Annotated in this window: 17 protein-coding genes; 12 read left to right on the plus strand and 5 right to left on the minus strand. The window is 68.4% G+C overall.

What is annotated here, in order from left to right; translation table 11 throughout:
* The first annotated feature begins 17 nt into the window (after positions 1 to 17).
* Both ABIC90_RS08290 and ABIC90_RS08295 read left to right on the plus strand, forming a co-directional pair.
* Positions 18 to 893: an amidohydrolase family protein gene (locus tag ABIC90_RS08290; protein WP_354353603.1), complete on the plus strand. Its 876-nt coding sequence runs from the start codon at positions 18 to 20 to the stop codon at positions 891 to 893.
* Between the two features lie 155 nt (positions 894 to 1,048).
* Positions 1,049 to 2,071, plus strand: a complete 1,023-nt coding sequence (locus ABIC90_RS08295) for a porin (RefSeq protein ID WP_354353604.1) — start codon at positions 1,049 to 1,051, stop codon at positions 2,069 to 2,071.
* On the opposite strand, the gene ABIC90_RS08300 is transcribed toward ABIC90_RS08295, so the two are convergent.
* Positions 2,059 to 2,994: a LysR substrate-binding domain-containing protein gene (locus tag ABIC90_RS08300; protein WP_354353606.1), complete on the minus strand. Its 936-nt coding sequence runs from the start codon at positions 2,992 to 2,994 to the stop codon at positions 2,059 to 2,061. The two genes, ABIC90_RS08295 and ABIC90_RS08300, sit on opposite strands and share 13 nt — an antisense overlap.
* Positions 2,995 to 3,171: 177 nt before the next feature.
* Between ABIC90_RS08300 and ABIC90_RS08305 the strand changes: the two genes are divergently transcribed.
* The 4 genes from ABIC90_RS08305 to ABIC90_RS08320 all read left to right on the plus strand — a co-directional run bounded on the left by ABIC90_RS08305 (position 3,172) and on the right by ABIC90_RS08320 (position 6,939).
* Complete coding sequence (locus tag ABIC90_RS08305) at positions 3,172 to 4,230, plus strand: LacI family DNA-binding transcriptional regulator (RefSeq protein ID WP_354353607.1); 1,059 nt, start codon at positions 3,172 to 3,174, stop codon at positions 4,228 to 4,230.
* 66 nt (positions 4,231 to 4,296) lie between these two features.
* Positions 4,297 to 5,370 (plus strand): sugar phosphate isomerase/epimerase family protein, encoded by a 1,074-nt coding sequence (locus ABIC90_RS08310; protein ID WP_354353608.1) that lies wholly within the window; start codon positions 4,297 to 4,299, stop codon positions 5,368 to 5,370.
* A gap of 34 nt (positions 5,371 to 5,404) precedes the next feature.
* Positions 5,405 to 6,364: a substrate-binding domain-containing protein gene (locus ABIC90_RS08315; protein WP_354353610.1), complete on the plus strand. Its 960-nt coding sequence runs from the start codon at positions 5,405 to 5,407 to the stop codon at positions 6,362 to 6,364.
* A 185-nt stretch (positions 6,365 to 6,549) separates the two neighbouring features.
* Positions 6,550 to 6,939, plus strand: coding sequence for a DUF427 domain-containing protein (locus tag ABIC90_RS08320; RefSeq protein WP_354353611.1), 390 nt, complete (start codon positions 6,550 to 6,552; stop codon positions 6,937 to 6,939).
* A gap of 161 nt (positions 6,940 to 7,100) precedes the next feature.
* On the opposite strand, the gene ABIC90_RS08325 is transcribed toward ABIC90_RS08320, so the two are convergent.
* Positions 7,101 to 7,481 carry a helicase SNF2 gene (locus ABIC90_RS08325; RefSeq protein WP_354353673.1) on the minus strand — a complete coding sequence of 127 codons (381 nt, stop codon included), beginning with the start codon at positions 7,479 to 7,481 and terminating at the stop codon, positions 7,101 to 7,103.
* 215 nt (positions 7,482 to 7,696) lie between these two features.
* Positions 7,697 to 9,655: a DUF6891 domain-containing protein gene (locus tag ABIC90_RS08330; protein ID WP_354353612.1), complete on the minus strand. Its 1,959-nt coding sequence runs from the start codon at positions 9,653 to 9,655 to the stop codon at positions 7,697 to 7,699.
* A gap of 364 nt (positions 9,656 to 10,019) precedes the next feature.
* Between ABIC90_RS08330 and ABIC90_RS08335 the strand changes: the two genes are divergently transcribed.
* The 6 genes from ABIC90_RS08335 to ABIC90_RS08360 are packed head-to-tail and all read left to right on the plus strand — an operon-like array spanning position 10,020 to position 15,656.
* Positions 10,020 to 11,117, plus strand: a complete 1,098-nt coding sequence (locus tag ABIC90_RS08335) for a GNAT family N-acetyltransferase (RefSeq protein ID WP_354353613.1) — start codon at positions 10,020 to 10,022, stop codon at positions 11,115 to 11,117.
* Positions 11,114 to 11,965 (plus strand): PA4780 family RIO1-like protein kinase, encoded by an 852-nt coding sequence (locus ABIC90_RS08340; protein ID WP_354353614.1) that lies wholly within the window; start codon positions 11,114 to 11,116, stop codon positions 11,963 to 11,965. Before ABIC90_RS08335 ends, ABIC90_RS08340 begins: the two co-directional genes overlap by 4 nt.
* A gap of 21 nt (positions 11,966 to 11,986) precedes the next feature.
* Positions 11,987 to 12,931, plus strand: coding sequence for an ABC transporter substrate-binding protein (locus ABIC90_RS08345; protein WP_354353615.1), 945 nt, complete (start codon positions 11,987 to 11,989; stop codon positions 12,929 to 12,931).
* A gap of 49 nt (positions 12,932 to 12,980) precedes the next feature.
* Positions 12,981 to 14,204 carry a GAF domain-containing sensor histidine kinase gene (locus ABIC90_RS08350; RefSeq protein ID WP_354353616.1) on the plus strand — a complete coding sequence of 408 codons (1,224 nt, stop codon included), beginning with the start codon at positions 12,981 to 12,983 and terminating at the stop codon, positions 14,202 to 14,204.
* A gap of 31 nt (positions 14,205 to 14,235) precedes the next feature.
* A complete protein-coding gene (locus ABIC90_RS08355; protein WP_354353617.1) occupies positions 14,236 to 15,117 on the plus strand; it encodes a GNAT family N-acetyltransferase in 882 nt (293 codons plus the stop codon).
* Positions 15,114 to 15,656, plus strand: coding sequence for an SET domain-containing protein (locus ABIC90_RS08360; protein WP_354353618.1), 543 nt, complete (start codon positions 15,114 to 15,116; stop codon positions 15,654 to 15,656). The genes ABIC90_RS08355 and ABIC90_RS08360 overlap by 4 nt, the downstream gene beginning before the upstream one ends.
* On the opposite strand, the gene ABIC90_RS08365 is transcribed toward ABIC90_RS08360, so the two are convergent.
* Both ABIC90_RS08365 and ABIC90_RS08370 read right to left on the minus strand, forming a co-directional pair.
* The gene (locus tag ABIC90_RS08365) at positions 15,637 to 15,996 is read right to left on the minus strand and encodes a DUF1090 family protein (protein ID WP_354353619.1); all 360 of its coding nucleotides are present in this window, start codon (positions 15,994 to 15,996) and stop codon (positions 15,637 to 15,639) included. The two genes, ABIC90_RS08360 and ABIC90_RS08365, sit on opposite strands and share 20 nt — an antisense overlap.
* Positions 15,997 to 16,078: 82 nt before the next feature.
* Positions 16,079 to 16,588, minus strand: coding sequence for a vWA domain-containing protein (locus ABIC90_RS08370; protein WP_436318183.1), 510 nt, complete (start codon positions 16,586 to 16,588; stop codon positions 16,079 to 16,081).
* Between the last annotated feature and the right edge of the window lie 32 nt (positions 16,589 to 16,620).

A 16,620-nucleotide genomic window follows, 5' to 3' on the forward strand; every position in this document is an offset into this window, starting at 1 on the left:
ACCGGCAAGGAGCCGCCTTGAAAACCATCGCCCCACCCCACCCCGCCCCGAGCCGCCCCACTTACCGCCTGCCGGCGGGCGCCTGCGACGCGCACTGCCACGTCTTCGGCCCCGGCGACGTGTTTCCCTACTCGGAAAACCGCCGCTACACGCCGCCCGACGCACCCGCGGCCAGGCTGCGCGCGCTGCACGAGCTGCTGGGCATCGAGCGCGTGGTGCTGGTGCAGGCCAGCGTGCACGGCCACGACAACCGCGCGATGCTGGACGCCATTGCGCAATCGCCCGACACCTACCGCGGCGTGGCCATGGTGGGCGCGGGCGTGACGGACGCTGAATTGAACGCGCTGCACAAGGCGGGCGTCAGGTCGGTGCGCTTCAACTTCGTGCAGCACCTGGGCGGCGCGCCCGACCTGCCCACGGTGTTGCGCATGGCCGAGCGCATCGCGCCGCTGGGCTGGCACCTGGTGCTGCACCTGGACGCGGAAGACCTGCTGACCTACCGCGCATTTCTGGACACGCTGCCGGTGCCCTTCGTGATCGACCACATGGGCCGCACGATGGTCGCGCACGGCCTCGGCCAGCAAGCCTTTCAGATGATGCTCGAGCTGATGCGCGACGAGCGCGCCTGGGTCAAGGTGAGCGGGGCCGAGCGCATCTCGCAGGCCCTCTCCACCCAAGGCCAGCCCTATGCGGACGCGGTGCCATTCGCGCAACAGCTGATCGCCGCCGCGCCCGACCGCGTGCTGTGGGGCACCGACTGGCCGCACCCCAACGTGCGCGAAATGCCCGACGACGGCAAGCTGGTCGACCTGCTGCCGCTCTTCACCGAAGACACGGCGCTGCTGCACAAACTGCTGGTCGACAACCCGACGCGCCTGTACTGGTACGACTGAGTCGCTGCCACCGGCCGCCGCCTGCGCGGCGCATATCGACGACTGCCCCCCGCCTTTCACGCCACGGCGACACCCTGGCGTGGGGCGGCTGCGCGCCCGCGTCTTTTTCTATCCGTTCCCCAACCAGCCACGAAGACGACAACGAGGAGACAAACATGAGAAGACTGATCCCGACCCTGGCGCTGTGCAGCGTCGCACATGCCGCGTACGCGCAAGCGGATGCGGCTTCATCCAGCGCGCAGATCTACGGCCTGGTGGACGTGTTCGCCGGCTCCATGCAGCGCAGCGACGAGGCCGGCCGCACCAAGGTGCTCAACGGCGGCGGCATGACCACCTCGTTCTGGGGGGTGCGCGGTGCCGAGAGCCTGGGCGGCGGGCTGCAGGCGCAGTTTGCGCTGGAGAGCTTCTTTCAGCCCGACTCGGGCACCTTCGGGCGCAACACCACCGACCCGTACTTTTCGCGCAACGCATGGGTGGGCCTGGCGGGCGGCTTCGGCCAGCTGGCGCTGGGCCGGCAGACCAACCCGCTGTTCGTGGCGAGCGGCGCCTTCAACCCCTTCGGCACGTCGCTGCAGTTCTCCCCCGTCATGCTGCACACATGGCAGCCGACATACAACCGCGCCGTGCTGGGCGACAGCGTGTGGAGCAACGCGGTGCAATACACCTCGCCCACCTTCGCGGGCCTGCGCGCCAACGTGCTCTACGGCCTGGGCGAGGTGACGGACCGCGATTCGGTGCGCAACCTGAACCTCACCGTCAACTATGCGGCCGGCAACTTCGCCGCCGCGGTGTCGGTGCAGCAGGCCAGGACGGGACCGGGCTTCACCACCACCATCAGCCGGCAGGACGCCGCGTTCATCGGCGCTTCCTACGACTTCAAAGTAGTGCAGGTCTACGGCCAGTTGCAGCGCACGCGCACGCCCGACATCCGCACCACCGCCGACACCGCCCAACTGGGCGCCGCCGTGCCCGTGGGGCCGGGCCGCTTCATGGCGTCGGTGGCACGAACGCAGCGCAAGGTGGAACCTGCCACCGAAACCAACCGCACGACATGGGCGGTGGGCTACGACCACTTCCTGTCGAAGCGCACCGACCTGTATGCGGTGTACATGCGCGACCGCATCACCGGCTTCGACAGCAGCGGCAGCGTGGGCGTGGGCGTGCGTCACCGCTTCTGAGGAGCCTGCACTTCAACGCGCCCGCCCAGGTGCTGCTGAACGAGTTCGCGCAGCAACTCGCCCATGGCGCGCTGCGTGCGCGTCACCGGGCGCTGCGAGCTCGCGGCCAGCGCCAGCCGGCTGCGCAGGCTGGGCTCCACGATGGGGCGGATCGTGTAACGCTGCGGCCGCCCCGCGTTGGCGACCGCATTGCGCGACAGCACGGCGTGGCCCGCGCCGTCGGCCACCAGCGCCAGGATGGCGGGCACGCCGTCGATTTCCAGCGCAATTTGGGGCCGCAGCCCCAGGGTGGCGAGCTCGGCCTCGACCAGCATGCGAATCGCGTTCGGCCGCGTCGGAATCACCAGCCGCTGCTGCGCCAGCTGGCGCAGCGGCAACGGGGCGCCGCGCCGCATGGGGCCGGCGCCCTTGGCGGCGCCGACCAGGAACAGGTCTTCCTCCAGCACCGTCTGGCTGTCCACATCGGGTGAAGGCTGCGGGTTGTAGAGCAGCGCAATGTCGAGCCGGCCGGTGACCAGCGATTCCTGGATCGCCGTGGAGAGGCTTTCGGTGATGGAGAGCGAGGCCTCGGGCAGACGCTCGCGCGCGGCCCGCACCAGCGGCACCGTGAGCACACCGGCCACGCTGGGCGGCAGCCCCACGGCCACGCGGCCGCCCAGCGCGCCGCGCGCACGGTTCATGTCTTCGCGGGCACGCTCGACCTGGTGCAGGATGCCGCGGCCGTGCTCCAGCAGGCGCTGACCGGCATCGGTCACCACAACACCGCGGCCGTTGCGCACCAGCAGGTTCTGGCGCAGCTCCACCTCCAGCTTGCGCACCTGGCGGCTGAGGGCCGGCTGCGCGATGTCGATCACGATCGATGCGCGGGTGAAGCTGCCCAGCTCCGCCACGCGGATGAAATATTCGAGTTGCTTCAGGTCCATGCTCGGAGGTTATCGGCATCGTGCCTTGGGAGCCATGCGCAGTTGTTCTATCTGCCATGCCCAGGTGCGACACTTGCCTCCTTGTCCCTCCCCGAAAGCGGCGGCACGCAACCTGTCCGAAGCCCTCTCGGGTTTCCCCCGACCCCGCAATGAGGTACGTACCTCAGAATCGCCCCCATGCCTTCCATCCCGAAGCGGCAAGCCGCACCGGCGGCCCGCGCCACGCTCAGCGACGTGGCGCGCGAGGCCAACGTGAGCCTGGCCACCGTGGACCGGGTGCTCAACAAGCGCCCCGGCGCGCACGCGCGCACCATCGCCCAGGTCAACGAAGCCGTCGAACGGCTGAATTACCGGCCCGACCCGGCCGCCGCGCGCCTGGCGCGCCCGCATCCGCACCGCGTGAGCTTTCTGCTGCCCTCGGGCACCAACATCTTCGTGGACATGCTACGCGAGCAGATCGCGGCCAATGCCGGCTGGATGGAAGACCACCGCGTGAGCGCGCAGACGCACGAAGTCGACGTGTTCGAGCCGCAACGCCTGGCACGCCGCATCCTCGCGCTGCGCAGCCAGTGCGACACCGCCGTGGTGATGGCGCTGGACCATCCGCTGGTGCAGTCGGCCATCGACAAGCTCACGGACCACGGCATCGGCGTGGTCACGCTGGTGTCCGACGTACCCAGGTCGCGGCGGCTGCATTTCGTGGGCATCGACAACATCGCCGCGGGCCGCACTGCGGCCACGCTGATCGGGCGCTTTGCGGGCGGCGCCAAGGGCAAGGTGGGCGTGATCGTGGGCAGCCTGTCGCTGCGCGACCATGCCGAGCGCAGCCTGGGCTTCAGCCAGGTGATCGAGGCCGAATACCCCGGCCTGCAGGTGCTGCCGCCGATGGAGGGCAAGGACGACCCCAAGCTCACGCGACGCCTCTCGGCCAGGCTGCTGGCCGAACACCCGAAGCTGGTGGCGCTGTACAGCGTGGGCGCGGGCAACCGGGGCATTTCGGCCACGCTCAAGGCGAGCGGGCGCGCCGGCAAGATCGTCTTCGTCGGCCACGAGCTCACGCCGAGCGCGCGCACGGACCTGCTCGACGGCACCATGGCCGCGGTCATCAACCAGGACGCGGGCCACGAAATTCGCTCGGCCCTGCGGCTGGCCATCGCCCGCCTCACGCGCGAGCCGGTGGACCCGGACCAGGAGCGCATTCGCATCGACATCTACCTCAAGGACAACCTGCCCTGAGCGCGGGGGGATTGCCCTTGTTTCCGATTTTCTTTCTCTGACATTTTCTTGCAGGAGCGTCGGCACATGGCAACCAACATCAAGGGCCCGGGCATCTATCTCGCGCAGTTCGCCAGCGACACCGCGCCCTTCGACTCGTGGGACGCGATCACGCGCTGGGCCGGCGGGCTGGGCTTCAAGGGCGTGCAGATTCCGTCGTGGGACGCGCGCATCTTCGACCTGAAGAAGGCCGCCGAATCGAAGACCTACTGCGACGAAGTAACCGGCGTGGCGCGCGAGAACGGCGTGGAGATCACCGAGCTCGGCACGCACCTGCAGGGCCAGCTCGTGGCGGTGCATCCGGCCTACGACGAGGCCTTCGACGGCTTTGCGCCCGAGGCCTACAGGCGCAACCCGGCGGCGCGGCAGAAGTGGGCGGTGGAGCAGATGCTGTACGCGGCCAAGGCCTCGCGCCACCTGGGGCTCAAGAGCAATGTGAGTTTTCCGGGTGCGCTGGCGTGGCCGTATCTCTATCCGTGGCCGCCGCGGCCGGCCGGGTTGATCGAAGCCGCCTTCGACGAGCTGGCCAAGCGCTGGCGCCCGATCTTCGATGCCTTCGAGGATGCCGACTGCAACGTCTGCTTCGAGCTGCATCCGGGCGAAGACCTCTTCGACGGCGTGACCTTCGAGATGCTGCTGGAGCGCGTGAACAACCACCCGCGCTGCTGCATCAACTACGACCCCTCGCACTTCCTGCTGCAGCAGCTCGACTACCTCGAGTTCATCGACATCTATCACTCGCGCATCAAGGCGCTGCACATCAAGGACGCGGAGTTCCGGCCCACCGGGCGCCAGGGCGTGTATTCGGGCTTCCAGCCGTGGGTGAACCGCGCGGGGCGCTTTCGCTCGCTGGGCGACGGGCAGATCGACTTCGGCGCCATCTTCTCGAAGATGGCGCAATACAACTACGACAGCTGGGCCGTGCTGGAGTGGGAGTGCTGCCTGAAGCACCCCGAGGACGGCGCGGCCGAGGGCGCCGAGTTCATCCGCCGCCACATCATCCGCACGACAGAAAAAGCCTTCGACGACTTCGCGGGCGCCGACACCGATACCCAGCAGCTTCGCCGGATGCTGGGCCTTGAGACGAGCACGGCGAAATAACCCAACGAGCTTTACAACGAAGGAGACAGAGACCATGACAAGCAGAAGAATCTTTACCGGCATCGCACTGGCCGCATGTGCGCTTGCGAGCATGCCCGCACTGGCCCAGAACAAGGCCACGGTGATGGGCGTTTCGGTGCCCGCCGCCACGCACGGCTGGACCGGCGGCGTCGTGTACTGGGCCAACCGCACCAAGGCCGAGCTCGAAAAGCAGTACCCCGGCATGAAGGTCTTCGTGAAGACCGCGGGCTCGGCCACCGAGCAAGCCAACCAGGTGCAGGACCTGCAGACGGTCAACAAGATCGACACGCTGGTCATCCTGCCCTTTGAATCGGCACCGCTCACCAAGCCGGTGGCGCAGGTCAAGGCCAAGGGCGTGTTCGTCACCGTGGTCGACCGGGGCCTCACCGATGCGAGCGCGCAGAGCGCCTACGTGGCCGGAGACAACCCCGGCTTCGGCAAGGTGGCGGGCGAGTACATGGCCAAGACCATGGGCGGCAAGGGCAACGTCGTCATCCTGCGCGGCATTCCAACCGTCATCGACAACCAGCGCGTGGATGCCTTCAACGAAGTCATGAAGGCCAACCCCGGCATCAAGGTGCTGGACGCCAAGCACGGCAACTGGAACCGCGACGATGCGTTCAAGGTCATGCAGGACTACCTCACGCGCTTCAAGCAGATCGATGCGGTGTGGGCGTCGGACGACGACATGGCGGTGGGCGTGCAAAAGGCCATCGAGCAGGCCAAGCGCGACGACGTGAAGCTGGTGCTGGGCGGCGCGGGCGCCAAGGGCTACATCAAGAAGGTGATGGACGGCGACAAGATCGTCTCGGCCGACGTCACCTATGCGCCCAGCATGATCGCGGACGCGATGAAGCTCACGGCCAAGGCGCGCGTGGAAGGCGCGGCGATGCCGGCGACGACCATCATTCCTTCGGTGCTGGTGACCAAGGAAAACGCGGCGAAGTACTACTTTCCGGATTCGCCGTTCTGATGGTTTGAGTTGGGGTGTTGTGGTTCGGGGCGGCGATCCCGCCGCCCTGGTACAGCGCCACCGGCGTCATTAACCACGTTGCCAATGGGCCGATTGCGGGGGGCTTCAAGCCGTCGCGACATAGGCGCAAGATGCGCATCCGCCGATTTCTTGCAGTCGTCACGACCTGAACGAAGGAGCTTCCCATGCTCTCCACGACAGAACGCCCCATCAAGATTCCTGGCCCCGACCATCCGATCACCATCGCGCCGAACCCGCTGCGGGTGGTGGTGTGGGTCGACGGACGCGTCATCGCCGACACCCGCGAAGCCCTGACGCTGCACGAGGCGCACTTCGGCAGGGTGCACTACATACCGCGCAAGGATGTGCGCATGCCGCTGCTGGAGCGCTCGTCCCACCTCACCTACTGCCCCTACAAGGGCGAGTGCGCGTACTACAGCATTCCGGCCGGCGGCGAACGCTCGGTGGATGCGGTGTGGACCTACGAGTCGCCGTACGCCTCGGTTGCGCAGATCAAGGACCACGTCGCCTTCTATCCGGACCGCGTCGGGCCTATCGAAGAGCGCGTCGTCTGAGTGAAGAGCGTCCTCGGGTAGCCCGCCCTTTTTGCTTCCAGCCCCGGACGTTGAAAAGCCGGGCCCCGCTGTCGCAGGGCCCGGCTTTTCTGTGTGCGCTGTGCTTGTGCGCGTGTGCAGTTCGGCACTCGCCGGCGAGGCGAGTGCGCTGATGCTGACGATTACAGCGGCAGTGCGTCGCCGCGAGCGGCAGCGCGCGCTGCGGCACGGACCGTGGCGCGGTCCACGGTGCTGGCGACCAGCGGAGCCACGCCCGACGAAGCGCCGTCGGCGTACGGGTTGTCGCTGTGTGCGGCGGCAACGGCTTCGGCACGGACGTCCGAGCGGCTGACCGAGGACACGAACACGCGGGCCGGGCCGGAGTTGGCACCGGTGGCGTACGGGTTGGCGCTGTGTGCAGCGACCACGGCCTGGCTGGCGACGTCGGCGCGGCTGGCGGCCGAGGTCAGGGGGTGCACGCCTTCATAGGTTTCAGCGTGGGCGACACCGGCAACAGCCATCAGGGCAACGGCAACGGCGGAGAGGAGCTTCGAGGCGGTCATTTGGATTTCCTTCAATTCAGTTTCAGTTTTTGCTTCGGATGATTTCGATTCACCTGGATCAGCTGTTCGTGTTGTTCGTCCGGTCCATGGGATGAATTGTGCGCCGTCATCCAGGTAAAAACCCTTGGCAAAAGGAACCGCGGCGTTCACGGGTTGGAAACAATCGAAGCGGTGGGAGCGTCGTGGCATGACGATTGCCGCACTCCGAATTTGACTCAGGCGGCCTTCTCCTCCATCCCCGCACTGCGCTCCTTGACTCGCGTGACCTGCGACAGCACTGCATCCTCAGACGTCATATCCCCCCGCTGCCCCTTGTAGACCGGCTGCTCGAACTTGCCGCCCGCATAGCGATAGAGATACCGCACCTCGACCAGCGTGCCCACGCCCGGCAAGGCCTCATTCGGCGGCACCGTGACATTGCCCAGGTCCACCATCGCACCCGCCTCGTCGCGCAGGCCCACGGCCACCGAGCGCTGCGCATTAACGCGGATCACCTCGCAGGTCGCGCTCTGGTTGAACTTGAACTTCAGGCTCGTGCTGCTGCGCCCCGCCGCGAACGGCGCGGCGAGCGCCTTGAGCACATAGCCTTCGCCGTGCGCGGCCAGCAGTTGCGCGGCGCGGCGGCGCTTGCCTTCGGCAGTGGTTTCTAGATCGAGCACCGCCATCCAAGGCAGGCGCCCGGCCATCTTCCGCAGCTGGCCGAAGCGATCGATGAAGGCTGCACTGCGCAGATCCTGGCCGTCGAGCTCCAGCAGATCGAAGGCCTTGAAGGCATCGCCTACATGCTCGCCCGCGATGACGGTACGCCCCGCGGTCGCGCCAGCGCCGCCGACCCAGGCCTGCGGAATGTCCACGAAGAGCCCGCGCCGGTTGGTGCCGCGCACCGTGTCGCCTTCGATCAGCAGGATGCGGTTTTCGCCATCGGCTTTTTCCTGCAGGCCCCAACCGGCGTCGTCGAAGTAGCGCTCGACTTGCTCTTCGAGGATCAGCGTCGGCAGTTGCGGCAGTTCGCCGCTGACGCGGCCGGCCAGGTCGGTGGATGTGTAGAGCGCGCCGGACGCATCGGGCGTGTAGCCCTTGGAGGTCTTCTCCTTCACCACCTTCTCGTAGATCTTCAGCGCGGCCTCGAAGGCGAGCGGGCTGCTGGTTTTGGTGCCGGTGGCAAGCGTGCCGCCGCGCCTGCCGTTGCCGTAGTCGACCACCCAGCCGTCGTCCTTCGGGCGCAGGTGGACCTGGTAGACCTTGTCGGAGCCCTGGCCTGTGAAGTAGAGAAAGCTCGATTGCGATGCCTGTACGCCAGCCGCTTGTTTAAGGGGCGCAACCGAAGGCGTTGGCTTGCCCGGTGGCTCCGCTGACCGGCTCGCCTCGCGAAGATCGACCTCGGGTCGCATCGAAGCCGCGCCGTTCCACTGCACGTCGAAGCCCGCCTTGCGGAAGTGTTCGACGACGAGTTCGCCGACGCGCAGCATGTCGGCGTCAGCACCCTGCGGCGCGCCCCAGTAGGCGAGCGACAGACGGCTGGTGCTCTTTGCGCGATTGAGGTCCTGGCGCGTGTAGTAGCAGAAGCCATGCACGCCGGCCGCCTCGCCGCCGCGCTCGTGGAATGCTTGGGCGCAGTCCGAGAAACCGTCGGACTGCGTATACCCCGCGTCGTGCAGCGCGACGAGCCCGGCCTTCATCAACGTCTCGAAGACGCCGTCGATCCTGGCCTTGGCGGCGCGCCATTGCGCGGCGGTCATCTTCACCGGCTCGGGCTCGGGCGGCGGCGGTTCGGGAATGGGTTGGCCCGTGACGCGCGCGAGGAGCTCGACCACCTCTTCCATCATCGCGTTCACCGTGATGTGGTTGCCATGCCCGTCGCTGATGTCGGCCTTGGCACCCGCATCGAGCAGCAGTTGCACCGCATCCACCGTCGGCGCGAATTCGGCGGCGAGGTAGAGCGCGGTGCGGCCATCGGCGCCTGTGTATTCGAGCGGGCTTCCGGCATCCAGCAAGAGGCGAAGCACGGCGACGTTCGGCGCAACCTCGGTCTGGTTCGATCCCATCGCGGCGCACTGCAGCGCGGTGAAGCCTTGCTTGTTCACCGCCGCCATGTCGGCGCCGGCCGCGATGCACGCGCGTACCGTCTGGACATCGGCTTCGCGCGCGGCCTCGAAAATCTTCTTCGGATCCATGGCACTCCCTGTCTGTTGGTTTTTGGATTCTGCCGCAGGCATATGGCGCAGCGTTGGCGCGAGAGGACACTTCACAGGCCGCGCGAACATCGCTACATTCGACGCCTCGATCCACAACACAGACCGGAGGTGCGCGATGAAAGACACTGCTATTCATTCCCCCTCCCCCGTACGGTTTGTTGTCGGGTCGCTACCGCACCGCTGCTGACGCGCCCTCACCTGCACAGCGCTTGCCCCTGAAGGCATAGCCGCATCGAGCGTTGCGGCCTGATGCCGCGACACACCACCGGTTTTTTCAAACGCCGCCTTCGGCACACCTGCGTGCCGCGCGCGATCCGTTTCATTTTTTCTTTCAAGGCCAACCATGCTTGGAACCCGTGCCGACGATGCGCGGCATTTCTCGATCTCCAGTTTCGATCCGCAGCGGGCGTCCGCTGAAGAATGGACGCAGGCCCTGGCCTATTGGCGCCTGCGCAACGAAGAGGACCTGCCGGGCGAAACGGTGCCGGACGACGCCCACACCGTGCAGAACGTGCGCCAGCACTCACCGCTCTACCTGGTTCACCGCGTCTTTGTGCGCGACACGCAGGGCGTGCTCGCGGGCTCGATCAACATGAGCGTCCGCCGCGGAGGCACAGCCGACTACGCAGCGCATGCGCCATTCGTCAACGCATGGGGCGGCGTGCGGAAGTCCCACCGGCGGCAGGGCGTCGGCAGCCTGCTCATGCGCGAGCTGCTGACGCTGATGGATGCAGAGGGCAGGACCACGGCCACCTTCAATGCACACCTGCCCGAGGGCCACGCCTTCCTTTCAGCCATCGGCGCCGCCGAAAAGCACCGCACCATGGAAAACCGCATGACCTTCGCCAGCCTCGACAACGAAGCGCTCGCCCGCTGGCGCGCCGAAGCCCTCGCACCCGGCCACGGGCTGCGCCTGGAGATCCACGCAGGCCGCGTGCCTTTCGAACGCCTCGCCACGCTGATGGCACCGCTCTCGGAACTGCTCGAAGACGCGCCCACCACCGGCCTCGCACGCGCGCCGATGCGCTTCGAGCTCGAAGGCTTCCGCGCCTGGTATGCCGAGATGGACCGCCGCGGCGGCGAGCACTTCATGGTGCTGCTGCTCGACGGCGACGAGGTGGCCGCCGTGTGCGATGCCAGCTGGAACCGGCTCTACCCCGACCGCATGTTCCAGCGCCTCACCGCCGTCGCCCGTCGCTGGCGTGGCAAGGGCCTGGCCAAGGGCGTGAAGGCGGTGATGCTGCAGCTGGTGCGCGAGCGCCACCCCGAGGTGGCGATGGCCGTCACGCAGAACGCCGAGGTCAACGCGCCCATGCTGGCCATCAACCGCCGGCTGGGCTTTGCCCCGCACAGGCATGATGGGGCCTACCAGATCGGCACGGAAAGCCTGAGGGCCTTCCTCTCGTCCCGACCGCCGGCTTTGACGGAGGCACGCGCATGAAGACACCCCAGAGACTGCAAACCCTCGTCGACGAAGGCCTGATCGACTCGGTCGTGCGCCAGCTGATGAGCGGCAAGGAAGCCATGGTGTACGTGGTGCGCCGCGGCGAGGAAACACTCTGCGCCAAGGTCTACAAGGAGGCCGACAAGCGCAGCTTCCGCCAGGCCGTCGACTACACCGAGAACCGCCGCGTCAAGAACACCCGCGAGGCGCGCGCCATGGCCAAGGGCACGAAGTTCGGCCGCCAGGTCACCGAAGCCATCTGGCAGAGCGCCGAGGTCGATGCGCTCTACCGCCTGGCCGCTGCCGGCGTGCGGGTGCCGACGCCGCACAACTTTCTCGAAGGCGTGCTGCTGATGGACCTGGTGACCGACGCCAACGGCGACGCCGCCCCGCGCCTGAACGACGTGGCCTTCTCGCCCGAAGACGCGCTGCGCCACCACGCGAGCCTGCTGCGCGAAGTGATGCGCATGCTGTGCGCGGGCGTGGTGCACGGCGACCTCTCGGAGTTCAACGTGCTGCTGGCCGAAGACGGCCCGGTCATCATCGACCTGCCGCAGGCGGTGGATGCGGCGGGCAACAACCACGCCAAGCGCATGCTGCTGCGCGACGTGGAAAACCTGCGCAACTTCTTCGGCCAGTACGCGCCGGGCCTCTTGCGCACGCACTACGGCGACGAGATCTGGCAGCTCTACGAGCGCGGCCTGCTGCGGCCCGAATCGGAGCTCGCGGGCACCTTCGTGCGCGAGACCGGCCCTGTCGACCTCAGCAACGTGCTGCGCGAGGTGGACGACGCGCGCGCGGAAGAAGCGGCGCGCCTGGTGCGGATGCAGACGCCACGACAATAGCGGGCCGACGACGCCCGCCCGATGACTTCTCTTCACGCCCCGCCGCACCCTGCCCAGCCCAGGCGCCACACGGTTTCCACCACAGTCCGCCAGATCGCCAAGGCCGCGGCCTTCGTGGCGCTGGGCCTGGGCCCGGCGGCCCACGCAGCGGGCATCCGGCTCGAAGATGCCCGCGGCACCACGCTCGAACTGCAGGCGCCGGCCAGGCGCATCGTCTCGCTGATGCCCTCGCTCACCGAAACCGTCTGCGCGCTCGACGCCTGCGACCGGCTGGTGGGCATCGACCGCCATGCCAACTGGCCGGCCTCGCTCAAGGGCCTGCCGCAGGTGGGCGGCATCGACGACGCGAACGTCGAACGCATCGTTGCGCTCAAGCCCGACCTGGTGCTGCTGCGTCCGCGCAGCCGTGCCGCCGAACCGCTGGAGCGCCTGGGGCTCAAGGTGCTGGCGCTGGACGCCAAGACCCATGCCGACATGCGCCGGGTGATGGAAACCCTGGCCCGCGCCACCGGCCGCGCGGGGGCCGGCGAGGCGTTCTGGAAAAAGATCGACGCCCGCCTCAATGCCGCGCGCGCGCGCGTGCCGCTGGACTGGCAGGGGCGGCGCGTTTACTTCGAGGTGCACGGCGGCATGGCGGCGGCCAGCGAAAGCTCCTTCATCGGCGAGACGCTGGCGCGCCTGGGCTTGGCCAATGCGGTGCCGGGCACGCTCGGGCCCTTTCCCAAGATGAGCCCCGAATTCGTGGTGCGCGCCGATCCTGACGTGCTCATGGTGTCGGCGCTGGGCGAAATCTCTGCCATGGCCACCCGACCCGGCTGGTCGGCCATGTCCGCGGTGCGGCGCGGGCGCATCTGCAGCTTTGCCTCGGCGCGCTTCGACCTGATGATGCGCCCCGGCCCCCGGCTGGACGAGGCGGCCGATGCCATCGTGGGCTGCCTCGAATCCCTGGGCAGTCCGCGGCCTTGAGCCCGGGCATGGGCTTCCCGTCAGGGGCCTGACGTACCATCCGCCTACCTTGAATCCCCCGTCCCTCCACACCACGCCGCCCAGCCCGGTCGACTCCGCCGAGGCCATCGCGCGCGATGTGGCGGCCGTGGGCCGCATCAGCGCGGTGCCCTCGCTGCTCAAGATCATCTGCCAGAACACCGGCATGGGCTTCGCCGCCGTGGCCCGCGTGACGGACGGCACCTGGACCGCCTGCGCGGTGGAAGACACCATCGCGTTCGGCCTCCTGCCTGGCGGCCAGCTGCAGGTGAACAGCACGCTGTGCATGGAATCGCGGGCGGCCCGGCTGCCCGTGGTGATCGACCACGCGAGCACCGACCCCCAGTACCGCGACCACCACACGCCGCGCATCTACAACATCGAGAGCTACATCTCGGTGCCCATCGTCTTCACCAACGGCGATTACTTCGGCAACCTCTGCGCCATCGACCCCCGGCCGGCGAACGTGTCCGACCCGCGCACCGTAGCCATGTTCGCCGCCTTCGCCGACCTCATCGCGCGCCAGCTGGAAAACGAAGACCGCCAGGAGCGCGCCGAGGTGGCGCTGCAGTCCGAGCGCGCCAACGCCGAGTTGCGCGAGCAGTTCATCGCGGTGCTGGGCCACGACTTGCGCAACCCGCTGTCCGCCGTGGGCGCAACGGCCGACCTGCTGATTCGCCGCCAGTCCGAGCCCGACCTCGTGAAGCTCGGCACGCGCCTGAAGTCGAGCACGCGCCGCATGTCGGGCCTGATCGACGACGTGCTGGACTTCGCGCGCGTGCGGCTGGGCTCGGGCATGAACCTGGCGATCCGCGAGGCCGACTTTCTGGCCTCGGGCCTTCGCGACGTGGTGGACGAGGCGCGGGCGTCCAACCCGCAGCGCGACATTCGCGACGAACTGTCGATCAACGGCGTGGTGCGCTGCGACCCGGCGCGCATCCAGCAGGTGCTGTCCAACCTGATCGGCAATGCGCTCACGCACGGCGGAACGGACGACCCCATCGTCGTGCGCGCCGCGATCCAGGACGACCGGCTGGAGCTGTCGGTGAGCAACGGCGGCGACCCCATTCCCCCTGACGATCTGCCGAAGATCTTCCAGCCCTACTGGCGCCCCGCCAACAGCAAGCCCGGCGGCGGGCTGGGGCTGGGCCTGTACATCTGCGCGGAAATCGTCGCCGCGCATGGCGGCATGCTGGAAGTCACCTCGAGCGCACCGGAAGGCACCCGCTTCGTGGTGACCCTGCCGGTCGCCTGATTCATTTTTTTTCGACAGTCAGCAGCAGGTCATGAGCAAGCCCGGCATCGCGGTCGTCCCCGCCACGGAATTCACGCGCGGCGAACTCACCGCCCTCTGGAACCGGGCCTACGAGGCCTACTTCGTGCCGGTGCAGTTCGACGAGGAGCGCTTCGCCCGGCATCTGCGGCGCGCCGAGGCGGACCTGGCGCTGTCGCGGGTGATGGCGGTCGACGGCGTGGCCTGCGGCATCTCGCTCGCCGGCCGGCGCGGCGAGCGCGGCTACCTTGCGGGCTTCGGCATTGCGGGCTCCCACCGGCGCCAGGGACTGGCCGGCCGGCTCATCGCCGCGCAGGCCAGCGCCTGGTCGGAGGCGGGGCTGCATCGCGTCTGGCTCGAAGTCATCGAACAGAACCCGGCCCGCGCGCTCTACAGCAGTGCAGGCTTCGAGGAACTGCGCACGCTCGACGTGCTGGAAGGCAGCTTCGAGGCAAGCGCCGACGCCGTACAGCCGCTGAAACTGGCGCTGCCCCGCGGCGATCTCGCGGCCGTGCACGCGATGTGCGCCGAGGTGTCCCGCCCCACATGGCGCCGCGAGCTGCCAACCGTGCTGGATGCCATCGACCGCGAAAACGCCGTGGCGTTCGGCGTGAGCCGGGGCGCCGCCATCGTCGGCTATGCCGTGATGCCACCGCCCGCCGGGGACAACCCCGGCGCGCTGCTCGATGCCGCCGCCATCGACGAGGCCGCCGCGCACCAGCTGCTCGACGCCCTGGCCGCCGCGCGCCCCGGCATCCGCTGGCGGCTGGTGGACGAGCCCACCGGCAGCCCGCTATTCAAGGCAGCCACCGCGCGCGGCGCGACGGCTGTCATCCGACAGATCGACATGGCATTGACCTTGCATCGGCCGGTCAACGCCGCACCCTCCCCATGAAATCCCGCCACAAGCAGAACACCTCGTCCACCCCCTTCATCCGGGTGGGCCCCAGCGGCGTCCACGGCCTGGGCGCCTTCGCAACGCGCGACCTGCCCGCGCAGGCCTTCCTCGGCCTCTACGAGGGCCGCCGCTATTCAAAGGAAGAAATCGCCACCAAGGTCTGGAACGACCAGCTCACCTACCTGTTCACGCTGTCGAACCACGAGACCATCGACGGCGCCAAGGGCGGCAACGGCACGCGCCACCTGAACCACGCCTGCGAGCCGAACTGCGAGGCGGTCGAGGAATACGACGAAGCCGGCGAGCTGGTGCTCAAGTTCCAGACGCTGGTGGACGTGGATGCGGGCGACGAGCTCTTCATCGACTATTCGCTCACGGCGGACGACGGCTCGCCGCCGTCGAAGTACCCCTGCCATTGCGGCTCGCCGAGCTGCCGCGGGACGATGCTGGCGCCGGTGGAAACGCCGGAACCCGAAGCGGCCGGCGCGGTGGATGCGATGGGTGCGGCGGGGTCGGTCAGCCCGGCTGGTTCCTGAGGCTGCGCAGCTGCTCCTCGGCGCGATCGAGCTCCGAGCGCAGCGCGCGTATCTCCTGCTCCAGCTTTTCGATGTGTGCTGCGCGGCTCTGTGCCGGCGCGGTGGTCTTGCAACGCACTTGCAGCGCCTCCAACGCTTCGCCCAGTTGGTGGCGCCGCAGCATCTGGCCCCTGGCGCGCGCGAGGTCCATGTCGCGCTCGAGCGCGGCCTCCTGCGCCTTGCAATCCGCGCCGTCCGACGGCTCGGCCGGCTGCATCGTCGGCGTGCTTGGCGCGGTTTGCGCGAAAGCGGGCATCGCCAGCGTCAATGCAAAGGCCAGGAGGAAGGTTTTTGGAGACATGCCGTAAGGTACCCGAACTCTCGCGCGAGAAACCCGCGGGTCCGTGGTGGCTCTGGCAGTGCACCGACGGCCCTGCTTGAGCTCAGGCCGTCCGCTCCGCAGTGAGGTACCGCGCCTCCCACCGCACGGCCAGCTGCTGCGCGCGGCGCAGCGGCACGCGCGCGGCTTCGAAATCGACCACGCACACGAAATCGGCGGCTTCGGGCCGCGCGGGGGTTTCGTTGCTCCGGCCATCGGTCAGCAGCCACAGCCAGCGTTGGCGTGCCGCGCTGTGGGCCAGCAACTGCTGGGCGCGCTGCACGCCGAGCGCGAGCGGCGTGCCACCGCCGGCCGCAATAGGCGCGACCCAGTCGTCGTTCCAAGCGCTCGCGCGGCGCGGCGGCAGGCGCAGCTCGACCACATCGCCCGCAAAGCACAGCAGCGCCACATGGTCACGCCGTCGGTAGGCCTCTTCCATGAGCGACAACAGCAGGCCCTTGGCGCGTGCCAGGTTGCCGTCGCTGCGCATCGAGGCCGAGCAGTCGAGCAGGAAGCAATGCAGTGCGCCGCTGCGCGCCTGCAGCGGACGGCGGCGCAGATGTTCCGCGCGCAGCGTGTCGGCGCCACGGGCCGCGAAGGTGCGCG

Source organism: Variovorax boronicumulans, from assembly GCF_040544675.1.
GTDB classification, from domain to species: domain Bacteria; phylum Pseudomonadota; class Gammaproteobacteria; order Burkholderiales; family Burkholderiaceae_C; genus Variovorax; species Variovorax boronicumulans_D.

What these genes read in the sequence shown, in the direction of transcription:
- ABIC90_RS08365 (WP_354353619.1), bottom strand. Translation starts at nt 15,996, where the DNA reads ATGTCTCCAAAAACCTTCCTCCTGGCCTTTGCATTGACGCTGGCGATG.
- ABIC90_RS08295 (WP_354353604.1), top strand. Translation starts at nt 1,049, where the DNA reads ATGAGAAGACTGATCCCGACCCTGGCGCTGTGCAGCGTCGCACATGCC.
- ABIC90_RS08305 (WP_354353607.1), top strand. Translation starts at nt 3,172, where the DNA reads ATGCCTTCCATCCCGAAGCGGCAAGCCGCACCGGCGGCCCGCGCCACG.
- ABIC90_RS08335 (WP_354353613.1), top strand. Translation starts at nt 10,020, where the DNA reads ATGCTTGGAACCCGTGCCGACGATGCGCGGCATTTCTCGATCTCCAGT.
- ABIC90_RS08355 (WP_354353617.1), top strand. Translation starts at nt 14,236, where the DNA reads ATGAGCAAGCCCGGCATCGCGGTCGTCCCCGCCACGGAATTCACGCGC.
- ABIC90_RS08340 (WP_354353614.1), top strand. Translation starts at nt 11,114, where the DNA reads ATGAAGACACCCCAGAGACTGCAAACCCTCGTCGACGAAGGCCTGATC.
- ABIC90_RS08345 (WP_354353615.1), top strand. Translation starts at nt 11,987, where the DNA reads ATGACTTCTCTTCACGCCCCGCCGCACCCTGCCCAGCCCAGGCGCCAC.
- ABIC90_RS08330 (WP_354353612.1), bottom strand. Translation starts at nt 9,655, where the DNA reads ATGGATCCGAAGAAGATTTTCGAGGCCGCGCGCGAAGCCGATGTCCAG.
- ABIC90_RS08315 (WP_354353610.1), top strand. Translation starts at nt 5,405, where the DNA reads ATGACAAGCAGAAGAATCTTTACCGGCATCGCACTGGCCGCATGTGCG.
- ABIC90_RS08360 (WP_354353618.1), top strand. Translation starts at nt 15,114, where the DNA reads ATGAAATCCCGCCACAAGCAGAACACCTCGTCCACCCCCTTCATCCGG.
- ABIC90_RS08300 (WP_354353606.1), bottom strand. Translation starts at nt 2,994, where the DNA reads ATGGACCTGAAGCAACTCGAATATTTCATCCGCGTGGCGGAGCTGGGC.
- ABIC90_RS08325 (WP_354353673.1), bottom strand. Translation starts at nt 7,481, where the DNA reads ATGACCGCCTCGAAGCTCCTCTCCGCCGTTGCCGTTGCCCTGATGGCT.
- ABIC90_RS08320 (WP_354353611.1), top strand. Translation starts at nt 6,550, where the DNA reads ATGCTCTCCACGACAGAACGCCCCATCAAGATTCCTGGCCCCGACCAT.
- ABIC90_RS08310 (WP_354353608.1), top strand. Translation starts at nt 4,297, where the DNA reads ATGGCAACCAACATCAAGGGCCCGGGCATCTATCTCGCGCAGTTCGCC.